The sequence below is a fragment of the Plantactinospora sp. WMMB782 genome, from assembly GCF_049179135.1.
Classification (GTDB): domain Bacteria; phylum Actinomycetota; class Actinomycetes; order Mycobacteriales; family Micromonosporaceae; genus Plantactinospora.
The window spans coordinates 7,370,629-7,392,345 of the sequence record NZ_JBMHMC010000007.1 but is presented as its reverse complement, the minus strand read 5'-3'; the positions used below and the strand labels follow the sequence as shown (position 1 = coordinate 7,392,345).

At 71.8% G+C, this 21,717-nt stretch carries 23 protein-coding genes; 7 read left to right on the top strand and 16 right to left on the bottom strand.

Annotated features, from left to right (window positions below; translation table 11 throughout):
• Positions 1 to 54 precede the first annotated feature (54 nt).
• From ACN28A_RS35005 to ACN28A_RS34980, 6 genes are read right to left on the bottom strand one after another with little or no spacing between them, the layout of a single operon-like run.
• A complete protein-coding gene (locus ACN28A_RS35005) occupies positions 55 to 591 on the bottom strand; it encodes a hypothetical protein (protein WP_421402845.1) in 537 nt (178 codons plus the stop codon).
• Positions 581 to 973: a carboxymuconolactone decarboxylase family protein gene (locus ACN28A_RS35000; protein ID WP_421402843.1), complete on the bottom strand. Its 393-nt coding sequence runs from the start codon at positions 971 to 973 to the stop codon at positions 581 to 583. The genes ACN28A_RS35005 and ACN28A_RS35000 overlap by 11 nt, the downstream gene beginning before the upstream one ends.
• A 3-nt stretch (positions 974 to 976) precedes the next feature.
• Positions 977 to 2,185, bottom strand: coding sequence for an MFS transporter (locus tag ACN28A_RS34995; protein WP_421402842.1), 1,209 nt, complete (start codon positions 2,183 to 2,185; stop codon positions 977 to 979).
• 7 nt (positions 2,186 to 2,192) lie between these two features.
• Complete coding sequence (locus tag ACN28A_RS34990) at positions 2,193 to 2,705, bottom strand: aromatic-ring-hydroxylating dioxygenase subunit beta (RefSeq protein ID WP_421402840.1); 513 nt, start codon at positions 2,703 to 2,705, stop codon at positions 2,193 to 2,195.
• On the bottom strand, positions 2,702 to 4,021 hold the full coding sequence (locus tag ACN28A_RS34985) for an aromatic ring-hydroxylating oxygenase subunit alpha (protein WP_421402838.1): 1,320 nt from the start codon (positions 4,019 to 4,021) through the stop codon (positions 2,702 to 2,704). Before ACN28A_RS34985 ends, ACN28A_RS34990 begins: the two co-directional genes overlap by 4 nt.
• Positions 4,018 to 5,184, bottom strand: coding sequence for a glycosyltransferase (locus ACN28A_RS34980; RefSeq protein WP_421402836.1), 1,167 nt, complete (start codon positions 5,182 to 5,184; stop codon positions 4,018 to 4,020). The genes ACN28A_RS34985 and ACN28A_RS34980 overlap by 4 nt, the downstream gene beginning before the upstream one ends.
• A 458-nt stretch (positions 5,185 to 5,642) precedes the next feature.
• Between ACN28A_RS34980 and ACN28A_RS34975 the strand changes: the two genes are divergently transcribed.
• The 4 genes from ACN28A_RS34975 to ACN28A_RS34960 all read left to right on the top strand — a co-directional run bounded on the left by ACN28A_RS34975 (position 5,643) and on the right by ACN28A_RS34960 (position 9,920).
• A complete protein-coding gene (locus tag ACN28A_RS34975) occupies positions 5,643 to 6,743 on the top strand; it encodes a hypothetical protein (RefSeq protein ID WP_421402835.1) in 1,101 nt (366 codons plus the stop codon).
• Positions 6,740 to 7,264, top strand: a complete 525-nt coding sequence (locus tag ACN28A_RS34970; RefSeq protein WP_421402833.1) for a hypothetical protein — start codon at positions 6,740 to 6,742, stop codon at positions 7,262 to 7,264. Before ACN28A_RS34975 ends, ACN28A_RS34970 begins: the two co-directional genes overlap by 4 nt.
• A gap of 111 nt (positions 7,265 to 7,375) precedes the next feature.
• Complete coding sequence (locus ACN28A_RS34965) at positions 7,376 to 8,569, top strand: amidohydrolase family protein (protein WP_421402831.1); 1,194 nt, start codon at positions 7,376 to 7,378, stop codon at positions 8,567 to 8,569.
• A gap of 106 nt (positions 8,570 to 8,675) precedes the next feature.
• On the top strand, positions 8,676 to 9,920 hold the full coding sequence (locus ACN28A_RS34960) for a PQQ-dependent sugar dehydrogenase (RefSeq protein WP_421402829.1): 1,245 nt from the start codon (positions 8,676 to 8,678) through the stop codon (positions 9,918 to 9,920).
• 161 nt (positions 9,921 to 10,081) lie between these two features.
• On the opposite strand, the gene ACN28A_RS34955 is transcribed toward ACN28A_RS34960, so the two are convergent.
• The 4 genes from ACN28A_RS34955 to ACN28A_RS34940 form a co-directional block, all read right to left on the bottom strand.
• Positions 10,082 to 10,813: a helical backbone metal receptor gene (locus tag ACN28A_RS34955; protein ID WP_421402827.1), complete on the bottom strand. Its 732-nt coding sequence runs from the start codon at positions 10,811 to 10,813 to the stop codon at positions 10,082 to 10,084.
• 24 nt (positions 10,814 to 10,837) lie between these two features.
• Positions 10,838 to 12,592: a PQQ-dependent sugar dehydrogenase gene (locus ACN28A_RS34950; RefSeq protein ID WP_421402825.1), complete on the bottom strand. Its 1,755-nt coding sequence runs from the start codon at positions 12,590 to 12,592 to the stop codon at positions 10,838 to 10,840.
• Positions 12,593 to 13,062: 470 nt separating this feature from the next.
• A complete protein-coding gene (locus ACN28A_RS34945) occupies positions 13,063 to 13,209 on the bottom strand; it encodes a hypothetical protein (protein ID WP_421402824.1) in 147 nt (48 codons plus the stop codon).
• Position 13,210: 1 nt separating this feature from the next.
• Positions 13,211 to 13,858: a hypothetical protein gene (locus ACN28A_RS34940; protein WP_421402822.1), complete on the bottom strand. Its 648-nt coding sequence runs from the start codon at positions 13,856 to 13,858 to the stop codon at positions 13,211 to 13,213.
• Between the two features lie 64 nt (positions 13,859 to 13,922).
• Here ACN28A_RS34940 and ACN28A_RS34935 point away from each other — a divergent pair, with 64 nt between their 5' ends.
• Positions 13,923 to 14,519 (top strand): TetR/AcrR family transcriptional regulator, encoded by a 597-nt coding sequence (locus tag ACN28A_RS34935; protein ID WP_421402820.1) that lies wholly within the window; start codon positions 13,923 to 13,925, stop codon positions 14,517 to 14,519.
• Between the two features lie 175 nt (positions 14,520 to 14,694).
• Here ACN28A_RS34935 and ACN28A_RS34930 read toward each other — a convergent pair whose 3' ends face one another.
• On the bottom strand, positions 14,695 to 15,342 hold the full coding sequence (locus ACN28A_RS34930) for a TetR/AcrR family transcriptional regulator (protein ID WP_421402818.1): 648 nt from the start codon (positions 15,340 to 15,342) through the stop codon (positions 14,695 to 14,697).
• A 117-nt stretch (positions 15,343 to 15,459) separates the two neighbouring features.
• Here ACN28A_RS34930 and ACN28A_RS34925 point away from each other — a divergent pair, with 117 nt between their 5' ends.
• Together ACN28A_RS34925 and bla are read left to right on the top strand one after the other, a co-directional pair.
• On the top strand, positions 15,460 to 16,149 hold the full coding sequence (locus ACN28A_RS34925) for an SDR family NAD(P)-dependent oxidoreductase (protein ID WP_421402816.1): 690 nt from the start codon (positions 15,460 to 15,462) through the stop codon (positions 16,147 to 16,149).
• Positions 16,150 to 16,467: 318 nt separating this feature from the next.
• Positions 16,468 to 17,376: a class A beta-lactamase gene (bla, locus tag ACN28A_RS34920; RefSeq protein ID WP_421402815.1), complete on the top strand. Its 909-nt coding sequence runs from the start codon at positions 16,468 to 16,470 to the stop codon at positions 17,374 to 17,376.
• 59 nt (positions 17,377 to 17,435) lie between these two features.
• Here the strand turns inward: bla and ACN28A_RS34915 are convergent, their stop codons facing one another.
• The 5 genes from ACN28A_RS34915 to ACN28A_RS34895 form a co-directional block, all read right to left on the bottom strand.
• Positions 17,436 to 18,356 (bottom strand): serine hydrolase, encoded by a 921-nt coding sequence (locus ACN28A_RS34915; protein WP_421402813.1) that lies wholly within the window; start codon positions 18,354 to 18,356, stop codon positions 17,436 to 17,438.
• Positions 18,353 to 19,285: a LysR family transcriptional regulator gene (locus ACN28A_RS34910; RefSeq protein WP_421402811.1), complete on the bottom strand. Its 933-nt coding sequence runs from the start codon at positions 19,283 to 19,285 to the stop codon at positions 18,353 to 18,355. The genes ACN28A_RS34915 and ACN28A_RS34910 overlap by 4 nt, the downstream gene beginning before the upstream one ends.
• Positions 19,286 to 19,377: 92 nt before the next feature.
• Positions 19,378 to 19,746 carry a MerR family transcriptional regulator gene (locus tag ACN28A_RS34905; RefSeq protein WP_421404818.1) on the bottom strand — a complete coding sequence of 123 codons (369 nt, stop codon included), beginning with the start codon at positions 19,744 to 19,746 and terminating at the stop codon, positions 19,378 to 19,380.
• Between the two features lie 149 nt (positions 19,747 to 19,895).
• The gene (locus ACN28A_RS34900) at positions 19,896 to 20,552 is read right to left on the bottom strand and encodes a response regulator (protein WP_421402809.1); all 657 of its coding nucleotides are present in this window, start codon (positions 20,550 to 20,552) and stop codon (positions 19,896 to 19,898) included.
• Complete coding sequence (locus tag ACN28A_RS34895) at positions 20,549 to 21,703, bottom strand: sensor histidine kinase (RefSeq protein WP_421402807.1); 1,155 nt, start codon at positions 21,701 to 21,703, stop codon at positions 20,549 to 20,551. The genes ACN28A_RS34900 and ACN28A_RS34895 overlap by 4 nt, the downstream gene beginning before the upstream one ends.
• Positions 21,704 to 21,717 lie beyond the last annotated feature (14 nt).

The window sequence follows — 21,717 nt, the reverse complement described above, 5'->3', positions numbered from 1 at the left end:
GACGCTCCACAACAGCCGGTCGCCGGCCGACGAGCGCACCGCACTGCCGGTTGTTCAGTCACCGCCCCGTCCGCGGTGTGGCGACCCGGCCGCGTCCTCGCCTGGACCGTGCGGGGACTCCGCCCGCCAGGTGCACCCGTCACCGGCCTGTTCGCACGAGACCGAGACGTCCGGTTCCAGGTAGCGGGCGGCGATGGCGGTGTTGAGTTCCTGGCAGTACGGGCACGGTGACGAGAACGTCAGTACGACGCCCGCGCGGGCGGCCCGTTTGCGGTAGCGGAGGATTCCGCAGTCGGCGTTGCGCAGGACGGTGCCCGAGGGCTGGGGTTCGGTGGTCACCGTCGAGTCGTACAGCAACAGCTGACGGCGCAGCCGGGTCATGAAGTGATCGGTGGCGGACACCCCGGCGGGCCGTTGCGCCCGCAACAGCGTCGCCGTGATCCGGGAGTTCGCCTGGATCCAGGCGGCCAGGCCCTCTTCGCCGTGCTCGCCCAGGATGAACTCCTCCGCCGCCGCCTGGGCCTCGAAGAACCGCTGGCGCCACAGGTCGACCTTCTCGGCCGGGTCGAGGGGAGGCGGTTCACCGGTCATGGTCCGGGTCCTTCCCACCGGCGCCGTCCAGCTCGGCGAAGACCTCCTGGGCGACCCGCAGCCCGTTGTTGGCGACCGGCCAGCCGCCGTAGTAGGCGAGCTGGATGATGACCTCGACGATCTTCTCCCGGGACATCCCGAGGTGCAGGGCGGCACCGATGTGGCCGCGCAACTCCCATTCGGTCCGGGCCAGCGTGACCGCGGTCAGCGCGACCAGTTCGCGCTCCTCGACGCTCAGGTGCGGGCGGGTCCAGATCTCACCGAACAGGTGGTCGACGGTGATCCGCAGGAACTCCGGATAGGAGCCCGGGCGCGGTTCGCGGCCGAAGACCTGCTGGAACATGGCCGCACCCCGCTCGTGTCGGGCAGCCGGCTGGTTCATCGATCAACTCCTTGGTGTCGGTCGAACAGATGTCAACGTCCACGACGCCACGAAGGCGACGGTCAGCAGCGCGGCGCCGCTGCCGAAGGCGGCCGGCACACCCACCCGCTCGGCGACGAGGCCGACGACCACCGGTCCGACCACGGCGCCGACGTCGGTGCACATCGAGAAGACGGCGACGCCACTGCCGCCCCGGCCGGCGACGACGTCACCGATCAACGCCGCCGGTGCGGCGTTGAGCAGCGCCGATCCCGCCGCGTACACGCTGAGCAGGACGACGAGCCAGACGTACCGGTCCACGAACACCAGGGCCGCGATCGCCGCCGCGGCCACACCGGTGCCGGCGGTCATGGCGGGTCGGCGACCGGCCCGGTCGACCACCCAGCCGGCCGGCATGATCAGCAGCGCTTGGACGACGGCGGAGATGGTGAACGCCCAGCCGACCCACGTCACGTCGTGGCGCCAGGCCACGACCACCGTGGGTACCAGCGCGCTGCGCAGCCCGAACAGGACCCATCCCTGCGCCAACGCCGCCAGACAGGCCACCAGGTAGCGTCGGTCCCGCAGCAGGACCGGCAGCCGGACCACGTCGCGGCCAGGCTCGGCGCCGGCAGGTCGGCCGGTGCGGAGCACCGCCAGGCTCAGCACCGCGGCGGCCAGCAACAGCACCGCGTACGCCAGGAACGGCGTGGACAGGCCGAGCAGCGCGAGAAGCCCGCCGAGTGCTGGTCCGCAGATCCCGCCGAGCAGGAAGCCCGCTTCGAACACGGCGCTGGCCCGGCCCCGCTGTTCGGCCGGCGCGATCGCCAGCAGGGTCGCGAGTGCGGACACCGAGAACAGCACCGAGCCGACGCCGCCGAGGCCGCGGAAGACGAGCAGTTGCCCGTAGGACCCGGCGAACGCGGTGAGGGCCGAGGAGACCGCGCAGAGCAGCAGGCCGGCGACCAGGACCCGCCGCTCCCCGAACCTGACTCCGAGCCGACCGCAGAACGGGCTGGTGGCCAGTCGCATCAGCGCGAACAGGGCGACGAGTACACCGATCTGGGCGGGCCCGGCCCCGAACGTCGCCGCGTAGACCGGAAGCACCGGGAGCACCAGTCCCAGGCCCAGCATGACGCAGCCACCGACGACGCTGAGGACGTGGACCTCGCGCGGGAGACGCGGCTGGGCGACGGCAACGGATGTGGCGCTGCCAGGGCCGGCCGCCGTCACTGTCCGGTCACAGGATGATGCTGAGCTTGCCGTGCTCGTACAACGTCTCGTGGTCGAGTACCACGATTCTTCGCCGGACCCGGAACGACTCGCCCTCGACCACGAGTTCGAGGCGGCACTTCCCGACGTAGGCGTCGGAGCGCCCGTGTCCGAACCGGTACACGACGAGATTCGCCGCCACCTCCAGATGGCTGCCCCGATCGGTCAGGATCTCCACATTGCTGATCATCCGATTCGTCCGCGACCGGGGGTTCTCGCACCACACCTCGCCGTTCAGCAGCTGTTCGATCCGCTGGCGTAGCCGGGCGGCGTCGTCGTCGACGAGCCCGAGCGCATCGGCCGGCTCGCCGCGGACGTCGGTGGCCGGTACCGAGTAACGGACGTCGTCGGTGAGCATCTCGTCGTACCACTCGAGCAGGCGCCACTCGTCGAGCAGCCGCGCCTCACGGAAGAGGAACTGGTTCACCCGGTGCCACAGCCGCACCCGGGCCGCTTCGTCGACCGTCAGTCCAATGGTCATCGTGGGCCCGCCCCCTGCGTCTCGGCCCGGTGCGCGACCTCGACGTGGCAGTCGTCGCCGTGCATCAGCCGGTCCCACTGCCGCCAGAACTCGCGGGCGGGAAGCTCGTCGGTGGTTTCCGGGATCTCCTTGTGCATGCCGCGTGACAGGTCCGAGTAGCGGATGGTGCGGTTGAGATAGCCCCGCTGGCAGGACTCGATGATCTCGATGTCGTCGGGGGTCGCGAAACCGGCGGGGCCGAGGAACGTCAGATAGTGGCTCTTCCGGAGTTCCCGGATGTCCGGATCCTCGTCCCTGGGGGCCAGGGCGACCGAGGTGATGGCCATCTGGCCGGCGCCGACCGGGTCGATCTTGCGGATCGTGATCGCGATCGCGTCGATGATCATCAGGTTGGGGAAGACCAGCAGCGCCCGGTTCGTGCCGGTGATCCGTTCGGCGCGCTCGGCGCCGAACCGGTCGACGAACCGGGCGGCCGTCGCCTCGATCCGCGGCCGGACCTCGGCGCCGAACATCGGCGTCCAGTAGGCGAGCGGGCGGGCCGCCGCCGGTGGCAGCTCGTTGGCTCCGTGCCCCAGTCCGAGAGCGCGACCGAAGCCGCCCCGTCGGCGTGGTGGCACCGACCCGAGCGACTCCATGTAGCCGACGTAACGCTTGTGCAGAGCCCGGAAGTGGTAGATGTCGACGCTGTTCTCCATCATCAGCTTCCAGTTCGCCCGAGCCCCGTGCAGCTGCGCGCCCTGGATCACCTCCATCCCCACCTCCGACTGGTCGTCGATCAGGTCGAGGTACTCCGTCGCACCCGCGAGGTATTCGGGCAGGGTGCGCGGCTGCTCCGGATCGAAGGTGGCGAAGACGAAACCGCGGTAACTGTCACTCCGGTGCTGTGCCAGGCCGAAGTCCGCCTTCCGGAAGCCCGGCCCGTAGCCGTCCGGAATCGGGACCCCGACCAGATCGCCCCGGTTGGAGAAGGTCCAGTCGTGATAGGGGCAACGGAACGACCTGGCCTGCCCGGCCGGCTGCGAGCAGATCAGCGCCCCGCGGTGGGTGCAGCTGTTCGCGAACACCCGGATCACGCCGTCGGACCCGCGCGCCATCACCACCGGGCGCCCGCCGACGTCCCTTGCCACATAGGAGCCGGGCCCGGGTATCTCCGACTCGTGTCCGACGTACAGCCAGCAGCGGTCGAAGATCCTGGTCAGCTCGAGTGCGGCCAGGTCGTCGTCGGTGTAGGCGCGGCGATCCACCCGGAACGAGAGCCGTTCGAGATCGTCGAACACGATCCGGTCGCCCACCGGCCGGTGCAGTTCGATCGTCACTGCTCACCCTTTCGTCCCAGCGTCTCGACGGTGCCGACGACCAGTTCGGCCGTGCGCGCGGCAGCGTCGCCGCACTCCGGCTGCGCGGCCCGCAGCCGGGTCCGGTAGTCCCGGTCGGGATCGAGCAGCTCGGTTACGGCGTCGGCGACCGCCTGCCCGGTGACGCCGGCCGGATCGAGGGCCGTCCCGAAACCGGCACCACCCACGAAGTACGCCTGGACCGGCTGATCCACGGCCAGCGGGATCACCAGCATCGGCGTCGCCGCCCGGATCGACTCCGCGACGGAGTTGTAGCCGCCGTGCGTGATGAACACGTCGGCCCGCTCGAGCACCTCACGCTGCGGCAGGTACGGGGCGGTGAGCACCTCGTCGGGCAGCCCCAGCTCCTCGGCGAGGTCTCCGACCGCCGCGATCACCTGGGCGCCGGTCGCCGCCGCTCCGAGGATCACGGTGCGCAGCAGCTCCGGCCGCCGGTAGAAGATCGTGCCGAAGGAGACGTACACCAGCGGGCGGTCGGGGTCGATCCGATCCAGGGCCGCGAAGTCGACCTCGTCGCCGCGGGTCCCTGCCGCACCCGGCAACCCGACCAGGCGCACACCGTCGTCGGTGACCGCGTCCTCCCCGACCAGAGCGGGAATCGTCGGCATCACATTGAGAATCGGCGAACGCGCCGAATGCGTCCGGGTCGACCACAGCACTCCGTGGCTGGTCAGATAGTCGCCGACCTGCTCGTCGTACGGCCAGCGACCCCGGCGGTGCTCGCTCGGACATACGCCACCCAGGTTTGCCCAGACCATCCCGTACGGCACGCCGGACGCCTCCGCGCCGACCATTGCCGAGGCCGTCACCGGCAGCGAGTCGACGAGCACGAAGTCCGGCGCCGTCGCGCGAATCACGTCGGCCGTCTGTTCCGCCACCGGCGATGACCGGAGCATCGGGCCGATCCTCGCCGGGTCGCCGCTCCACGGTGCCATCTCGACCTGCCCGACCGGGTGGACCTGCGTCTTTCCCAGGGCCTGGCGACGCTGCTCGTCGAGCGTGCCACCGTCGGCGGACAACAGCAGCAGCGAAACCTCACTTCCGGCAGTTCGGAGCGCATTCACCACCGGGACATAGGGGTTCAGATGGCCGTGCTGGGTGGTGGTGAGCAGGGCAACGTGCATCAAATCTCCGATTCATCGAGTGAGGACGACCAGGTCGACTCGGATCTGACTCTGTATGCACTACCGGAAGGCCAGAACGCCCTCGGAACAATCTCGAAACAATCGGTTCATCACCTGCCCCGGACATTTCCGCAAAGCCTGCCGGGATGTGCGATCGATGTCAATGCCTTGCGACTTTCGTGGGGATTCCCCGGTACGCCCGGTCGTATACCGGCTCTCTGCGCAATTGGAATGTGTCGGGCTGGCCGGGCAAATGCCTGCCCGGCGGGCCCACGGCAGTCCGGGACCGGGTCCGAAGAGCCGGTGGCTCCCCCCGCGGAGGGAGTGCGTTCCCCTCCGCCGGGGATGAGGTGTCGCCGGTAGCCGCAGAGCATTGCCCCATGACGAGAGCCCGGTACGTCGGTGGGGGGACACCTCCGGCAGGGGATCGACGGGACACCCGCGGCAGGGGAGTTGACATGTCGGATCGTGCCGTTCGTTCTGCCCGGTCGGCTGCGGCCGCCAGGGCCCGGCCGTGGGCGGTGGCGTGCGTCCTGTTCGTCGTCGCCCAGGTGGTGCTGCGTACCTACTGGATCGCGGGTGGCCGGTGGGGGTACACCGCGTGTGACCGCACCGATCCGGTCGACCCGGCGGGTGGATGCGGCGCGCACCGGGTCGAGGTGCTGCCGTTCTGGCCGGGCTGGGGAGCGGTGGGAGCCGGTCTCGCCCTCGCGCTGGTGGTCGCGTGCGCGGTCCGGTTCCCCGGCCGCTCCGCCGCCGCGGCGAGCTGGGCGGCGGCCGGGCTGCTCCTGGTCGTCGCGTTTCCGTTGCACCTGCTCTTCGAGATCCCGGCGGCGCTGGCGGGGCGTCCCTCGGACTGGCGCGATCTCGGCGCCCGGCTCGCGCTGGTGACCGGGGGTGTCCTGTTCGCCGGGCTGGCGAACGCATGCGGTCCGCGGCGCGTACCGGTCACCGCCGGCTACCGGCCGGTGCCGCGGTGGACGCGCCGGTGGGCGTACGCGGCGGTGGCCCTGCCGGTGATCGGTTGGGCGGTGCCGCACGGGTTCTGGGTGCTCGGCGTCCCGCTCGGCATCTCCGCCCGGCAACTGGACGACATCCACCGGAGCCTCTCCACCGGGACCGGCGTGGCGATCACCCTCGTCCCACCGCTCGCCGGCCTGCTTGTCCTCGGGCTGGTGCAGCGCTGGGGGCAGCAGTTTCCGCGCTGGCTGCCGGGACTGCGCGGCCGGCCGGTTCCCCGGCTCCTGGCGGTGATCCCGGCCGGAGTGGTGGCGCTCGCACTGGTCAGCTACGGCGCGCTGAGCGTCGGGGTGCTCGTGCGGCAGCTGCTCGCGGGGGACACGCACTGGTCGGAGGTGCGGCAGGGGTGGGCGGTGACCGCCACGCTGCTGGTGTTCCTCGGATGGGGTGTGTCGACGGGCGCCACCGCCATCGGCTACGCCCTCGCCACCGGCTCCGTCAGGAACAGGGCGCCGGCCCGCCACCCCGAGCCGTCGGTCCGACCGGATCACGGCCCGGGCCCCATCGACGTCGACATTCGAGGATCGGAGCACTCGTGACTTCCACCGACCCCGGGCGTACCCGGGCAGCGGCGCCGGCACCCTGGGCCGTCTGGGCCGCCTACGCCGTCCCGCTCTGCGTCCTGCCGTCCGCGGTCTGGCGGGTGTCGCTCGTGTTCACCGACGAGACCGCCACCACGTGGTACATGATCTTCCTGTCCACCCTGTCGATGGTGCTCGCCCTGTCGACACTGGGACTCGTACACCGGTGGGGAGAACGGGTCCCGCGCTGGGTACCGCTGCTCGGCGGCCGGCCGATCCCGGCACGCCCGGTCGTGGTCCTCGCCGTGACCGGCGGTGCGCTGCTCGTCGCCCTCACCGGGTACGTCGTGCTGAACCTGAATTTCCACTTCGTGCCGCGTGGATGGGTCGGAGTCGGCCGGGACGAACCCGCGCACCCGCCCCCCGGCTGGGATGTCCTCAGGTACTACGCCCCACTGGTCGCCTGGGGTCCCCTGGTCATAGCCGTGGCCGCCGACTACCGTCGGCGCGTCACCCTGGCCCTGGCGTCGGCGCGATAGCGTCTCGGGCCGCTGGTGGCTTCCGCGTCGTCCCGACCCGACCGGAGCCCCGAGTGTGCGGCCGTCAGCTCGTCGTCCGACCGGGACGGTGCGACAAACGGGGGAGGGGCGATGCCGAAACACGCTGTCCGGGCGGCGCGGATGTTCGACGGCGAGCGGTTGGTGGACGGTGGGGTGTTGGTCCTGCTGGACGACGGCCGCATCGTCGGCGTGCACCAGGGCCGGGCCGAGGCGCCGGAGGGCTGGCCGGTACGCGACGAGCCGGACGGCACCGTGCTGCCCGGCCTGGTCGACGCGCACGTGCACCTGTGCGCCGATGCCGGGCCCGATGCGCTCGGCCGGCTCGCCGAGCGTCCCGGGTCCGACCTCGACGCGGTCGTCGAGGCGTCACTGCGCGCGCACCTGGCGGCCGGCGTCACCACGGTCCGGGACCTGGGCGACCGGCGCGGCGCCGTGCTCCGGTGGCGGGCCCGGGAAGTGCGCGACGAACTGCCGACGGTGCTGGGGTCGGGCGCCCCGCTCACCAGCGTCGGCGGGCACTGCTGGTCGATGGGGGGCGAGGCGAGCGGCGTCGACGGGATCCGCGAGGCCGTGCGACTGCGGGCGGAGGCCGGCGCCGACCTGGTGAAGGTCATGGCCAGCGGCGGCGTGTTCACTCCCGGCACCGACACCACCCGGCCCCAGTTCACCGACCAGGAGCTGACCGCCGCGCTGACCCGGGCGCACGACCTGGGCCTGCCGGTGACCGCACACGCGCACGCGCTCGGTGCGGTCGAGCAGGCGCTGCGCGTCGGGGTCGACGGCATCGAACACTGCACCTGCGTGACCGCGACCGGCGCCCACGTCCCCGACGAACTCGCGGACCGGCTGGCCAGGTCCGGGGTGGCGGTCTGTGCCACGCTCGGCACCGACCCGGCCGTGGTCACGCCGCCGGAGGTGGTGGCGATGGCGGCGCGGGCCGGGCTCAGCGAGGCCACGCTGCGCGGCGGCGTCACCACCCTGCACCGGGCCGGGGTGCGCCTGGTGGCCGGCTCGGACGCGGGCCTCGGCCCGGCGAAGCCGCACGGGATCCTGCCGGAGACGATCGTCGAGTACGTCGCGTGCGGCATCCCGGCCACCGCCGCCCTCGCCGCGGCCACCTCGGTCGGTGCCGAGGTGTGCGGCCTGGGGCGGAGCAAGGGCCGCGTCCGCACCGGCTTCGACGCCGACCTGCTGCTCGTGCCGGGCGACCCGACGAGCGACGTCACGGTACTGCGCCGCCCGCTCGCCGTGTACCGCGCCGGAGCCCCGGCGAGACCGCGGTAGCGGCGGGCAGGCCGCGATACGCCGAGTTGGATATTGCCAGCAGTCGATGTATCGTCGGGACCGCTCCCAAGATTGCGTCCGCCACCCTGCTCGAGGAGCTCAAACCATGTCGCGACGTCGTCGTCGGCCGGCCACCACCCTGGCCGCCCTGCTCGTGCTGGCCCTGTCCGCGCTCCTGTTGCCACCGGCGTCGGTGGCCGGCACCGCCACGGCCGGCACGACACCCAGGCGCGCGGTGCCACTCACCGAGCTGACCGTGGTGTCCGAACAGGTGGCCTTCGGTCTGCGGCGTCCGATCGCACTCACCGGGCTGCCGGACGGCCGGATGCTCATCGCGGAGAAGGACGGCACCGTCCGTGCCTACCACCCCGACACCGGCCTGGCGGCCGAGCCGGTGCTCGACCTGAGCGCCCGGGTCGACACGTCGGGCAACGAGCGCGGCCTTCTCGGCATCACCCCGGCGCCGAACTTCGCGCGGACCGGGATGCTCTACGTGGCCTACACGAGCCTGCCGGCCGGCGCCCTGACCCTGGCACGCCTGCCCATCAACGCCCCCGAGCGGCTGCAGGTGCTGCTCACCCAGGAGCACGCCGAGTACAACAACCACAACGGCGGACAGGTGGCGTTCGGTCGCGACGGCTACCTCTACTGGTCCCTCGGCGACGGCGGCCACGCGAACGACCCGTTCAAGGCAGGTCAGGACCTCGGCACCCTGCTCGGCAAGATCCTGCGGATCGACGTCAACCGCAGTTGCGGAGCGAAGCCCTACTGCGTGCCCGCCGACAACCCGTTCGTCCGCACCCGCGGCGCCCGGCCGGAGATCTGGCTCTACGGGTTGCGCAACCCGTGGCGGTTCTCCGTCGACCCGGTCGACGGCTCGCTCTGGATCGGTGACGTCGGCCAGGGCCTGGTCGAGGAGATCAACCACATCCGCCCGTGGCAGGGTGGCGCGAACCTCGGCTGGTCGTGCCGGGAGGGCACCCCGGTCTTCGACGCCGAGCAGTGCCGGTCGGGCGTGCGGTACACCGACCCGGTCTTCGAGTACGAACACTTCATGACGGAGAGCTGCTCGGTGACCGGCGGCGTGGTGTACCGGGGCTCCGCCACCCCGGAGGCGTGGGGGACCTACATCGCGAGCGACTACTGCTCGACCCTCGCGTTCGCCGTACGGCCCAAGCCCACGGGCGGCTACGAGACCGCCACGATCGGGAACCTCCCCACCCAGCCGACCGCGATCGACGCCGACGTGCACGGCGAGCTGTACGTGCTCAGTGACCTCCCTGGTTTCCTGAGCCGGGTGCGGTTCGAGCGTGTCCAGCCCCCCGCTGGCGGCACGGTGTCGGACCGCTGAACCGCCCGGGCCCTCGGCCTGGTCCGGCCCCACCGGCCGGATCAGGCCACCCGCGCAGCGGGACACCTACGCGCGGACGATCGGCGCGTGACCGAAGGTGGCCGTCACCGGACGGCGGCGGAAGACGTCAGAGCGGCGGGAACTCCAGGTGGCGGGAGACGTCAGGCAGGGGATCCGGCTGCCGGCCGGCCGAGCTGGGCGGCCAGGAGTCGGGGCGCCTCGGCGAGTGAGGGGCCGTACCAGGTCAGATGTCGTCCGGAGACCAGGGCGCAGCGGATGCCGGGGAACGCCTCGGGGCCGTCGGCGGCGGAGAACGGGTACGGCTCGTCGGGCAGCACGACGAGGTCTGGTGCCGCGGCACGCAGGTCGTCGAGGGTCGGCCGGGGGTACCGGTCGGTGGCTTCGGTGTAGAGGTTGCGCAGGCCGAGCCGGCGGAGCACGTCGGAGGTGAAGGTGTCGCCGCCGGCCACGATCCATGGGCGCCGCCAGACCGGGACGACGACGCCGCGTGGCGGTGTGCCGGGGGTGACGGCGGCCCAGGCGGTGCGGGCCCGGGCCAGCCAGGCGGGCTCCCGGCTGCTGCCGAGGTCGCGTAGCAGGTCGGCGAGCTCGTCGAGGGCCTGGTCGACGGTGCGGGGATAGGTGAGCCGGACGCGTACTCCGGCCGCCTCGATCGCTTCGGCGTCGGAGCGCCGGTTCTCCTCGACGTTCAGAAGTACGACGTCGGGACGCAGGCCGAGTATCCGGTCGAGGTCGGGGTACTTGCTGCCGCCGACGCGCGGCACGTCCAGCCCGACGGGGTGCGTGCAGTAGTCGGTGGCACCGACGAGGAGTCCGGGCAGGGTGGCCGCGACGGCTTCGGTGAGCGACGGGACCAACGACACCACCCGCATCGCCGTTCCCTCCTTCCGCGCTGGTCAGCCGCCCTGGTCGCCGAGGCTCACCTTGAGGATCCTCTCGTTGCTGTTGTTCGGGATGCTGTCCTTGTCCCCGCCGGTGCTCGTGGTCAACCACAGGTTCCCGTCGAGACTCGGTTCGACCGTGCGCAGCCGGAGGTACGTGCCGACGAAGTACTGCTGGACGTCGGTGAGGGTGTCGCCGCTGATCACCGCCCGGTACATCCGGTTGCCACGCAGGCAGGCGGTGTACAGCACGTCCCGCACGATGGCGATGCCGCTGCACGACGCGTCGGCGACCGGGTACGTGTGGATCGGGGCCACGAAGTTCGGGTTCGCGCAGTCGCCCACCGTGCCCTCGCAGGCGGGCCAGCCGTAGTTGCCGCCCCGGACGATGATGTTCGTCTCGTCCAGGACGTTGTTGCCGAACTCCTGCTCGAAGAGCCGGCCGCGGGAGTCGAACGCCAGCCCCTGCGGGTTGCGGTGGCCGTAGCTCCACACGTGGTTGCCGAAGGGGTTGTCCGACGGCACGGTGCCGTCCGGACCGAGCCGCAACACCTTGCCGGCCAGGTCGTCGACGTCCTGCGCCCGGTCCGGGGTCTGGCCGTCTCCGGTGGCGGCGTAGAGCATGCCGTCGGGGCCGAAGCGCAGCCGGCCGCCGTTGTGGTATTTGTTGCGCGGGATGCCGCTGACGAGCACCTGCACGCTGTCGGTGCGCAGTGTGGTGTCGTAGCGGATCCGGACGATCCGGTTGTCGGTGCTGGTGGTGTGGTAGACGTAGAGCCACCGGTCGCTGGCGAAGTCGGCTGACACGGCCAGCCCGAGCACGCCACCCTCGCCGTTGGTGCCCGCGGTGCCCGGCACCGTGCCGATGCTGCGCTTGTCGGTGCCGTCCGGGTTCATGGCGACGATGTCGAACAGGTCACGCCGGCCGTAGAGCACGCTGCCGTCGGGCAGTTGCACCAGCCCCCAGGGCAGGTCCTCCTCGGTGGTGATCACGGCGGTGCCGCAGACGGCGCTCGTGCAGGCGGGCCCGGTGTGCGCGGTGACCGCGGTGCTCGCCGCCGAGCTGTTGCCCTGGGCGTCGCGGGCGACGACGGTGTACCGGAAGTCCGTGTCGACGGCCAGCCCGGTGTCGGTGAACGAGGTGCCTGGTGGTCTGGCGGCCGTGCCCGCGATGGAACCGACCGCCGCGCCGTCGCGCAGGATGGTGTAGCCGGTGACGGCGACGTTGTCGCTCGATGCCGACCAGGTGAGGGTCACGTCCGTGCCGTTGACGCTGGCGGCGAGGTCGGTCGGCGCACTGGGCCGTTCCCGGTCACGCTCGCAGAACGGTGGCGTGATGGTGAGGGTGGCGCTGGCCTGCGACACGTTGCCGGCGGCGTCGCGGGCGTTGACGTACCAACCCCAGGTGCTGCCCTGCACGGCGCTGAGAGTGGCGGTCAGGGTGCTGCCGGCGACGGCGGTGACGTGTTGACCGTCGTGGTAGATGTCGTAGAACGCGACACCGACGTCGTCCCGGGACGCGGACCAGGCCAGCGTGACGGATTGGCAGGTCGTCCGGGTGCTGCGCAGGTTGCCCGGCGGGGTCGGCGGCGTGGTGTCGGCGGCGAACCGGCCGGGCGGCCCGGCGGGCCCGCCGGTCGGGGACGCCGCCGGCCCGGCCAGCGGCGGGACGGCGGCGGCATGCACGGGTGCCCCGGCCAGGATGGTGCCGACGCAGGTCAGCAGGGCGAGCGAGGCAAGATCTCTGGGACGGCAGGGCCTGGTCCGCACGGGAGACGTCCTTTTCGCAGGGGTTATGGGTCAGTACGGGAATCCGGGGATGTCGAGCCGCACGCGGTGGCGGCGGTGCGCCGGTTCCGGTGGGGCGAACTCCCGGCGGTGCGCCGGACGGACCGGCGAGCCTGCCACGGGCCGCGCCGACGGCGACCGGGTTAGCGCTAACATTGGTGGCGGGCGCCGGGTCATCGGATACTCCAATCGGCGTCGGCGGAGGCCGGCGGTCGACCGGCGTGCGCGGTCGGGTGGAACCGGCCGGCCCGGCGCGGATGCAGGGCCGTCGATGTGGGCATGAAGCAGCATATGTGAGGAAGTGGATGCTTGCATCGGATTGACGCCGGTAATCTCGGTTGGAAACCGGCGTGGTCGACAAAGATGCTGGTCAATGCGTAGATCGACCGAAAAGCACCTGCGCGGACACGGCCGCTGCGGCGCCCGCAGTCGGGGCGCCGCAGCGGTATGCGCTACCGCTCGATCTCGAACTCGTCCGGGTTCGCGGGGTTGTCGACGACAATCGTGATCCTGGTGGTCATGGCATCCTCCTTGCAGCGACCTGCTGACCAGTTCGGCCCGGCACCGATCACGACCACGTCGAAACTCGTGTCGTCCATGTCACTCGCCCTTCGACGCGCGGCCGAGCCGGATGGCCGAGACGAGGAAGAAGATCGCACCGGGAATCGCGTAACCGACCGCGTTCGTCAGCGCCGGGTCGGCCGCCGAGGCGCCCGCGACGAACGACCCACCGGCCAGCACCGACAGGCCACCACTGAAGATCATCGGCCATTGACCACCCATTCTGCGCCGGGTGACCGCCACGATCAGCTGCACCGCTCCGGCCACCACCGCCCAGGCCCCCCAGACTCGCAGGACGGCGGGAATACCGGACGTGGCCGCCAGGGCCAGGCCGACCGCGGCCAGCGAGCTGACCGCGATGTTTAGCTGGAGCAGGCCGTGGCTGCCCGTGTGGCGCGACGCCCGGGCGTCGACGACGGCAGCCGCCACGTCGAACAGCGGATAGAGCACGAACAGGGCACCGACAAAGGGGTCGAGTTCGTCGGAGATCGCGAACGTCACGGCCGCCCAGACGATGGCGAACGCGAAGCGTACGAAGTACAGCCGCCGCAGGGCGGCCGCCGTCGTCGGGATGCCGGGGGCGGCAACGGTGGTCATGGTCATCCTTTTCGTCGGTTCCCGGAGCCCGCCGCTACTAGAAGGTGCGGCGGCCGGGATCGCCAGTAGGAAGAACGAACGTTCTGTCACATGCAACGATGACGACTCCGCCTCGCATTGTCAAGACCGAACGTTCTGTCGCTATACTGGCCCCATGGCGCGTACCGACTCCGCACCCCGGCCCTCGGAGGCCCGACGCCGGCTGCTCGGCACGGCGTCCAGGATCTTCTACGCAGAGGGTATCCACTCGGTCGGCGTCGACCGGATCATCGCCGAGGCAGAGGTCACCCGGGCCACCTTCTACCGGCACTTCCCCAGCAAGGAGGACCTGGTCCTCACCTACTTACAGGGCGTCGACGCGGCCATCCGCGCCCAGGTCGACGGGGCCGTCGCCGGCGACCTCCCGGCGGATGACACCGTCCGGGCCGTCGCGGCGTCGATCGCCGAGGGCATCCGGTCGCCCGACTTCCGCGGCTGCGCCTTCCTCAACGCCGTGGCCGAATATCCGGACCCGGAAAGCCCCGTACGCCAACTGGTCCTCTCGCACCGGCAGTGGTTCCACGACACGATGCACACCCTGCTGGCCCGCGTCCACAAGAGCGAGGCCGAGGCTGCCGCACAGCACTTCGTCATGCTGCGCGACGGGGCCATGGCAGCCGGCTGCCTGTTCGACCCGGTCCTGATCTGCGAAACCTTTCTCCGCGGTGTCGACGGGCTCGTCACGACACACGGCGCGCGCCGACCCGACTGACCGACGCCGAAGCGGACGCCGGCCACGCCATCCAGCCCGGGGCCGCCTCCGGTCCGACCGTGTCCTTGCTGCCGGGCCGGGGCGGAGCGGCCCGGGGCGCGGACGGGTCGGGGAACCAGCGCCTCGTGAACCCGACGAGCACGGGTTCCGGGCTCACCCCGGACGGGTTACGGCGTCACCCGGAACCGGGGGTGGGCAACGCAGCGGTCCCGGCCGGTGACGGGCGGATCGCGACGGCTCGGAGGGCGACGTCCACGGAGGCTTGCAGCTCCGCACGGGTCGCGCCGGCTGCGGCGTGCACGGCGTGTCCCTCGCTGAGCGCCATCACGAACCGGGCCAGTGCCCGTGGGTCGACGCCGTCCGGAAGGTCGCCCTCCCGGGCCGCCCGGGACAGTCGGTCCGCCAGCGCCGACTCGGTGGCGGCCCGTCCGGCGGCCAGGGCCTCGGCGATCCGGGTGTTCTCCGGCGAGCAGGCCAGGCCGCCCTGGATGGAGAGGCAGCCGGCGGGGTGGTCGTCGGCGGTGAGGCCGTCCGCGCTCGAGCGCAGGAATGCCTCGACGGCGGCGTACGCGGTGGGCTGGTCGAGCGCGGTCCGGGCGGTGGCCGCCTGGGTGTCGCGGTAACGGGCGAAGACGCGCTGGAACAGCTGCTCCTTGCTGCCGAACGTGGCGTACAGGCTCGGGCGGTTGATGCCCATCGCGGCGGTGAGGGTGGTCAGTGAGGCGCCCTCGTAACCGTGCCGCCAGAAGACCTCGGTGGCTCGGTCGAGGACCGTCTCCTCGTCGAAGGCGCGTGGCCGTCCGCCCGGCGTCTCAGTGCTCATGACCCGACTCTACCGCTTGGTACAAATCGTGGCCCGGGTCACTAACTGATCGGTACAAAACCTGCTACGGTACTGGCGACCGAGCGGTACAAAACTGATCCGAGGGAGCGCGAGCGCATGACCGTCACACTGATCACCGGCGCCAACAGGGGCATCGGGTTCGCCACCGCCAGGCAACTCCTCGAACTCGGTCACACCGTCTACGTTGGCGCCCGGGACGCCGAGCGGGGCGAGAAGGCCGCGGCTGACCTGGGCGCACGCTTCGTGCCGCTCGACGTCACCGACGACGCGTCGGTGGCCGGCGCGCTGGCGGCCATCGACGTCGCGGAGGGCCGGCTCGACGTTCTGGTGAACAACGCGGGCATCCTCGGCGCCGGAGCGGTCGACGGGCCGACGGCGCTGCGCGTCTTCGACACCAACGCGGTGGGGATCGTCCGGGTCACCGAGGCCGCCCTGCCGTTGTTGCGCAGGTCGGCGAATCCCACGGTGGTGAACGTCTCGAGCAGCATGGGCTCGTTCGGGGTGGTGACCGACCCCGAACGGCCGGAGTTCGCGATGCAACTGGCGCTCTACGCCTCGTCCAAGGCGGCGGCCACCATGCTCACCGTCCAGTACGCCAAGGCGCACCCGGGCATCAGGTTCAACGCGGTCGAACCCGGCACCGCCGCCACCGACATGACCGCCGCCTTCGGCATCGGGCGACCGGTGGCGGAAAGCGCCAGGACCGTGGTCCGGCTGGCCACGCTCGGCCCGGACGACGCCCGCACCGGAACCCTCACCGACGAATTCGGCGAACTGCCCTGGTAGCCCCCTCCGGTGGGCTGTCCTTCCCGACGACCGCGCCGATAATCGAATCCCCGTCCGGCCGGGCGACTTGACCCTGTTCCCGGAACACGGTTCCACTCGACGCCACGCGAACCGCGGTGCCCGGGCCCGGCCGGGAGGTCGGGTCCGGTGCCGGCAGCTCGCCGGCGGTCTGACCGCGTCGCGGTCCACCCACGGCAGGCGATGCCGGATCGGCATGAAGACAGCCACTTCGGTCTTCGACCGCATGGCGGATTCCCGCCAGAGTCGAGTCCTGCCCGACCGGCGCCGTTCGCGCCGGGTGAGCGACGACAAGGAGCGATGATGGTTCTTCCGACACACCGTCTGGTGGCCGTGGTGGCGGCGACGGCCCTGGCCGCGTGCGGCCCGGCCGACGCCGCCGAGCAGCCGACGCACGACCGCGAGGTGCCGGCCACCGCCTCCGCGTCCGCCGACCGGGACCGTGAGTTCCGACGGCTGGAGCAGAGGTACGACGCGCGGCTGGGAATCTACGCGATCGACACCGGCACCGGCCGGACCGTGGGTTACCGGGCCGACGAGCGGTTCGGCTACGCCTCGACGTACAAGGCGTTGGCCGCCGCCGAGGTTCTCGACGAGACCACGGACGCCGAGCTGGACCGAGTGGTGCGGTACTCGGCGGACGACCTGGTGACCTACTCGCCGATCACCGAGCGACACGTCGCGGAGGGCATGACGCTGCGTGCCATCGCCGACGCCGCGGTCCGGCACAGCGACAACACCGCCGGCAACCTGCTGTTGCGCCATCTCGGCGGACCGCGGCGGTTCGAGAGGGAGTTGCGCGGGATCGGCGACCGGGTCACGGACGCGGCGCGCTACGAGACCGAACTCAACGAGGCCCGGCCGGGCGACCGGCGGGACACCAGCACACCCCGGGCGCTGGCCGAGGACCTGCGCGGGTACACCGTCGGCGACGCCCTCGACCCGGCGGACCGCGACGTCCTCAACGACTGGCTGCGGGGCAACACCACCGGCACCGAGCTGATCCGCGCCGGTGTTCCCGAGGGCTGGGTCGTCGGCGACAAGACCGGGGCCGGCGGATACGGCACCCGCAACGACATCGCGGTGATCTGGCCGCCGGACCGCGCACCGGTCGTCCTCGCGGTGCTCTCCAGCCGCGACGAGCAGGACGCCAGCTACGACGACGCCCTCATCGCCCAGGCGACGGAGATCGTGATCTCCAGCTGGTGAGCGGTGACGGTGGACCGTGTCGTCGTGCCCCTGCGGGCGGGACCCCGGAGCCGGGGTGTTCAACCCCACCAGGGCAGGGTGCCCGTCCGCAGGTGGTCGTGCAGGCTCCGGGCGACCTCCGCCATCGTCGCCTCGCTGCCGGGCTGTGCGACCGCGGGCACCCGGGAGGCGGTGAGCGCGGCGACCGCGTACGACTGCCCGTCGGCATGATCCACCACTCCCACCTCGTGGCGCAGGTGCAGCAGGGTGCCGGTCTTGGCCGACCAGCGGGACGCGTCGGAGGTGAAGTCGGGGGCGAGTCGCTGCCGGTGCAGGTTGTCGGCCATCAGGGCGCGTACCCGGGCGGCGGTGGCCTCGTGGATCGTCGAGGGCCGCCAGAGGGCGTGCAGCAGGTCGACGAAGGCCCGCGCCGACCCGGCGTTGGCCCGGGTGACGTCGAGCTGGGCGACGGGATGGCCCTGCCCGGGGGTTGCCGCGCCGATGGCGAGGGAGTGCGCCAGGTGCACGTCGTCGGGGCCGAGGCGTTCCGCCGGCGTCTCGGCGAGGTCCCCGACCCGGTGCCGTACGGCGATGCCCTCGATCCGCAGTCGTCGCAGCTCGGCGGCGACGGCGGCCGGCGGGACCAGGTCGAACAGGGCGTCGGCGGCGACACCGTCGCTGACGGAGGTGCTCAGGTAGAGCAGGTCGTCCACGGAGATCCGGGCCGGATGGCGGAACCGGCTGAGCCCGGTCGGGCCGGGGGTGGTGATCCGACCGGGTGCGACGTCGACGGGCGTCGCCGGGTCGAGTTCCCCGCGCACGACCCGCTCCAGGATGGCGACCGCCAGCGGCACCTTGACCAGCGACGCCGCCGGGTACGGGATCTCGGCGTCGAAGCCGATCTCCTGGCCGCTGTCGAGGTCGCGGACGAGGAAGGCGCCGCGCAGCCCTGCCTCGTCGAGCAGGTCACGCGCGTTGCGTACGACGGCGGTGGCGCTCATTGCGGATCTCCCGTGGAGCGGTCACCGGGTGTCCCACCCCCGCCCGGCCCCGGGCGGCCGGCGTCCGCGCCCAGGCATCGTGCGACGTCCGCGTACAGGACCGTCCGGAGGTGGTCGAGGTCCTCGCGTACGCCGGTGGCGACGTCGTAACCCCGTAGCAGCCGCAGGCCGGCGAGGGGACACCAGTGCAGCGCGAAGTCCTCGGCCTGCCGGTGGGAGCAGAGCAGCAGGTCGGGGGAGCCGAGGGCCGCCGCCGCGGCGTCGACCAGAGACGGCGCGATCGACACCTGGGCCGGCGCCAGCCCGGCCGACTGGGCGGCGCGGGTCAGCGGATCACGCAGGTGCGCGACGTCGTCCTCGGGTTGGACCAGGATCCGCCGGCGTGCCCGGGTGCGGGCTCGGCCGCTGCGCAGGGTTTCCAGGAACACCGCCGACGCGGGGAAGGGGGTCCGGGCGGCCAGCCCGAGCGGTACCCGCCAGAGTGCCGTCGCTTCCGGAACCGCCACGACCCCGGCACCGACCTCGAGGGTCTGGCAGAGCCGTTCCCGCTCCTGCGGACCGGCCGGCCGTACCTCCAGGTGGATCCGCTGGCGCCGGGCCGCGACCACCAGGGCGGCGAGGCGGTGCGGCGGACAGATCTCGGGTACGGCGACCCGCAGTGGCCGCAACCGGGCCCGCTCGGCGTCGTCGGCCATGGCGTCGGCGAGGTCGACCAGGCGTCGCGCCGTCGGCAGCATGTCCTGCCCGAACGGGGTCAACCGGACCGCGCGGGACGTCCGATCGAACAGCCGCGCCCCGAAGTGCTCCTCCAGGGCGGCGATGCGGCGGCTGGCGACCGACTGGGGGATTCCCGCTGCGGCGGCGCCGGAGGTGAAGCTGCCATGGCCGCTGACGGCGACGAAGGCCCGACAGGCGGCGACCACGTCCATGCGGCCAACCTATACCCGGATCGCATGGACGAGACGGTAGGGCACCTGATCGGCATCGTTGCGTCGGCCGCCCGAGACGGGTGCGGCGCGGGTCACGCGCTGGCGAGTTCCCTACGATGCGCGCGGTTGGCGGCGATCAGTTCGTCGAGTACCGCACGGGTCTTGATCAGGTCTTCGATGTGCGCGTCGAGCCGTTCCCGCTCCTGACGCATCCGCTTCAGCGCCGCCTCGGAGGTGTCCGCACTCGGTGCGTCGACGCAGGGCAACAGGTCGACGATGGCCCGACTGCTCAGGCCGCCGGCGAACAGCCGCTGGATGAGGAGGACCCGCTCGACCTGGCCCTCGGCGTAGCGGCGGTGCCCGCTCGGGCTGCGCACACTGGTGAGCAGGCCCTGTTCCTCGTAGTAGCGCAGGGATCGCACACTGACCCCGGCGCGGGCGGCGAGTTCACCGATCCGGATGGTGGTCATTCCTGCCTTCCGTGGAACCTCACACTTGTGTGAGGTCCAGCCTACCCAGGCGTCGAAGCGCCGCCGACGACACCAGGTCACAGGGGTCCCGTGACGTGCGTTGCCCGGAGCGGAAGACGTGTGGTCGTGGCAGTAGGTGCTCAGCCGCGTGGCCGGACCAGGCCGTTGTCGTACGCGAAGATGACCGCCTGGATCCGGTCCCGCGCGCCGATCTTGGCCAGCACGCGTCCGACATGCTTCTTCACGGTGGATTCGGTCAGGGTGAAACGTTCGGCGATCTCGGTGTTGGTGGCACCCTGGCCGATCGCCTCCAGGACCTCGCGCTCCCGCTCGCTCAGGATGCCCAGGCGGGGATCCGTCGGCGCGGTCGGCGCCGGATCCTGGAGATAGGCGTCCATCAGCTTCCGGGTCAGGCTGGGAGCTACCACCGAATCGCCGCTCGCCACGGCGCGGATGCCGGCGATCAGCTCCTCGGGGCGGGCGTCCTTGAGCAGGAAGCCGCTCGCTCCGGCACGCAGTCCCGCGTAGACGTACTCGTCCAGGTCGAAGGTGGTCAGCATCAGTACCCGGGTGCGCGAGCCGGCCGCGGTGATCCGGCGGGTGGCCTCTATGCCGTCCATCCCGGGCATCCGCACGTCCATCAACACCACGTCCGGGCGGGTCTGTTCCACCATCCGCACCGCGTCGGCGCCGCCCGAGGCTTCGCCGACCACCGTCATCTCGGGGGTGCCGTCGAGCAGCATCCGGAAACCCATACGCTGCAACTGCTGGTCGTCGGCGATCAGCACAGTGGTCACGAGGGCTCCCTGAGAACCACGTCGACGAGCCAGCCCCGCTCGGCCGGACCGGTGGTCGCCACCCCGTCGTACATGGCGGCGCGTTCCTGCATGCCGAGCAGGCCATGGCTCGGGGCCGCCGGAACGCCCCGGCCGTTGTCGCGGACCTGTACCCGTACCTCTCCGTCGGCGACGGCGAGGGTGACGTCCGCGGTCGCGCCGCGTCCCGCGTGTTTGAGGGTGTTGGTGAGCGCTTCCTGGACGATGCGGTAGACCGCGAGCTGCACGCCCCTGCCGAGGGTGTGCAGCTCACCCGAGGTGGAGTAGGTGACCGGCAGCCCGGCCGCCCGGATGCTCGGCAGCAGCCGGTTGAGGTCCTCGATGCCGGGCTGCGGGCTGAGCTGCGGATCGGTGCCTCCCTCGCGCAGTACGCCCAGCACCCGGCGCAGTTCGGACAGCGCCTGCCGGCCGGTGTCACCGATCAACCGGAGCGGTTCGGCGGTCTGCTCGCCCCGCGAGGTCGCGAGCGCGGCGCCGCCGTCGGCCAGGCCCACGATCACCGAGACGTGATGGCCGACGATGTCGTGCATCTCGCGGGCCACCCGGGCCCGCTCCTCGGCGACGGCGAGGCGGGCCCGCTGATCCCGCTCGACTTCCAGCCGGGCGGCGCGGTCCTCGAGAGCGACGAGGTACGCCCGGCGGGTGCGCACCGCGACGCCGGACGCGACCGCGGCCCCCGCCGTGCCGATCACCAGGAACAGCGTGACGATGCGGTTCTCCGTCACCGGGTTGAGCAGGTAGATCTCGGTGACCAGCAGCGCGACGGTGATCGCGGAGGACCAGGCCAGCGCCCGCCACGAACCGCGGGAGGCCACCCCGAACAGCATCACGAGCAGGATCACCCCGGCGCCGACGCCGACGTCCAGCAGTCCCTCGACCAACTCGATGGTCGCGGTGACCAGGAACGCCGGGAACGGGTACCGCCGCCGCCAGTACAGCGGCGGTAGCAGGGCCAGGGTCGCGACCGTCGCCGACAGGGGATCCTCGATGATGTTGGGAATGCTGAAGAGCACGATCGGAACGGCCACCAGGGTGTCCGTGACCCACGGGCGGCGCCGGTCGAAAACCCGCAGCCGCGCCTGCCGGTCCACCAGCCATCCCTGCCCGCTCATCAGCCGATTCTCCC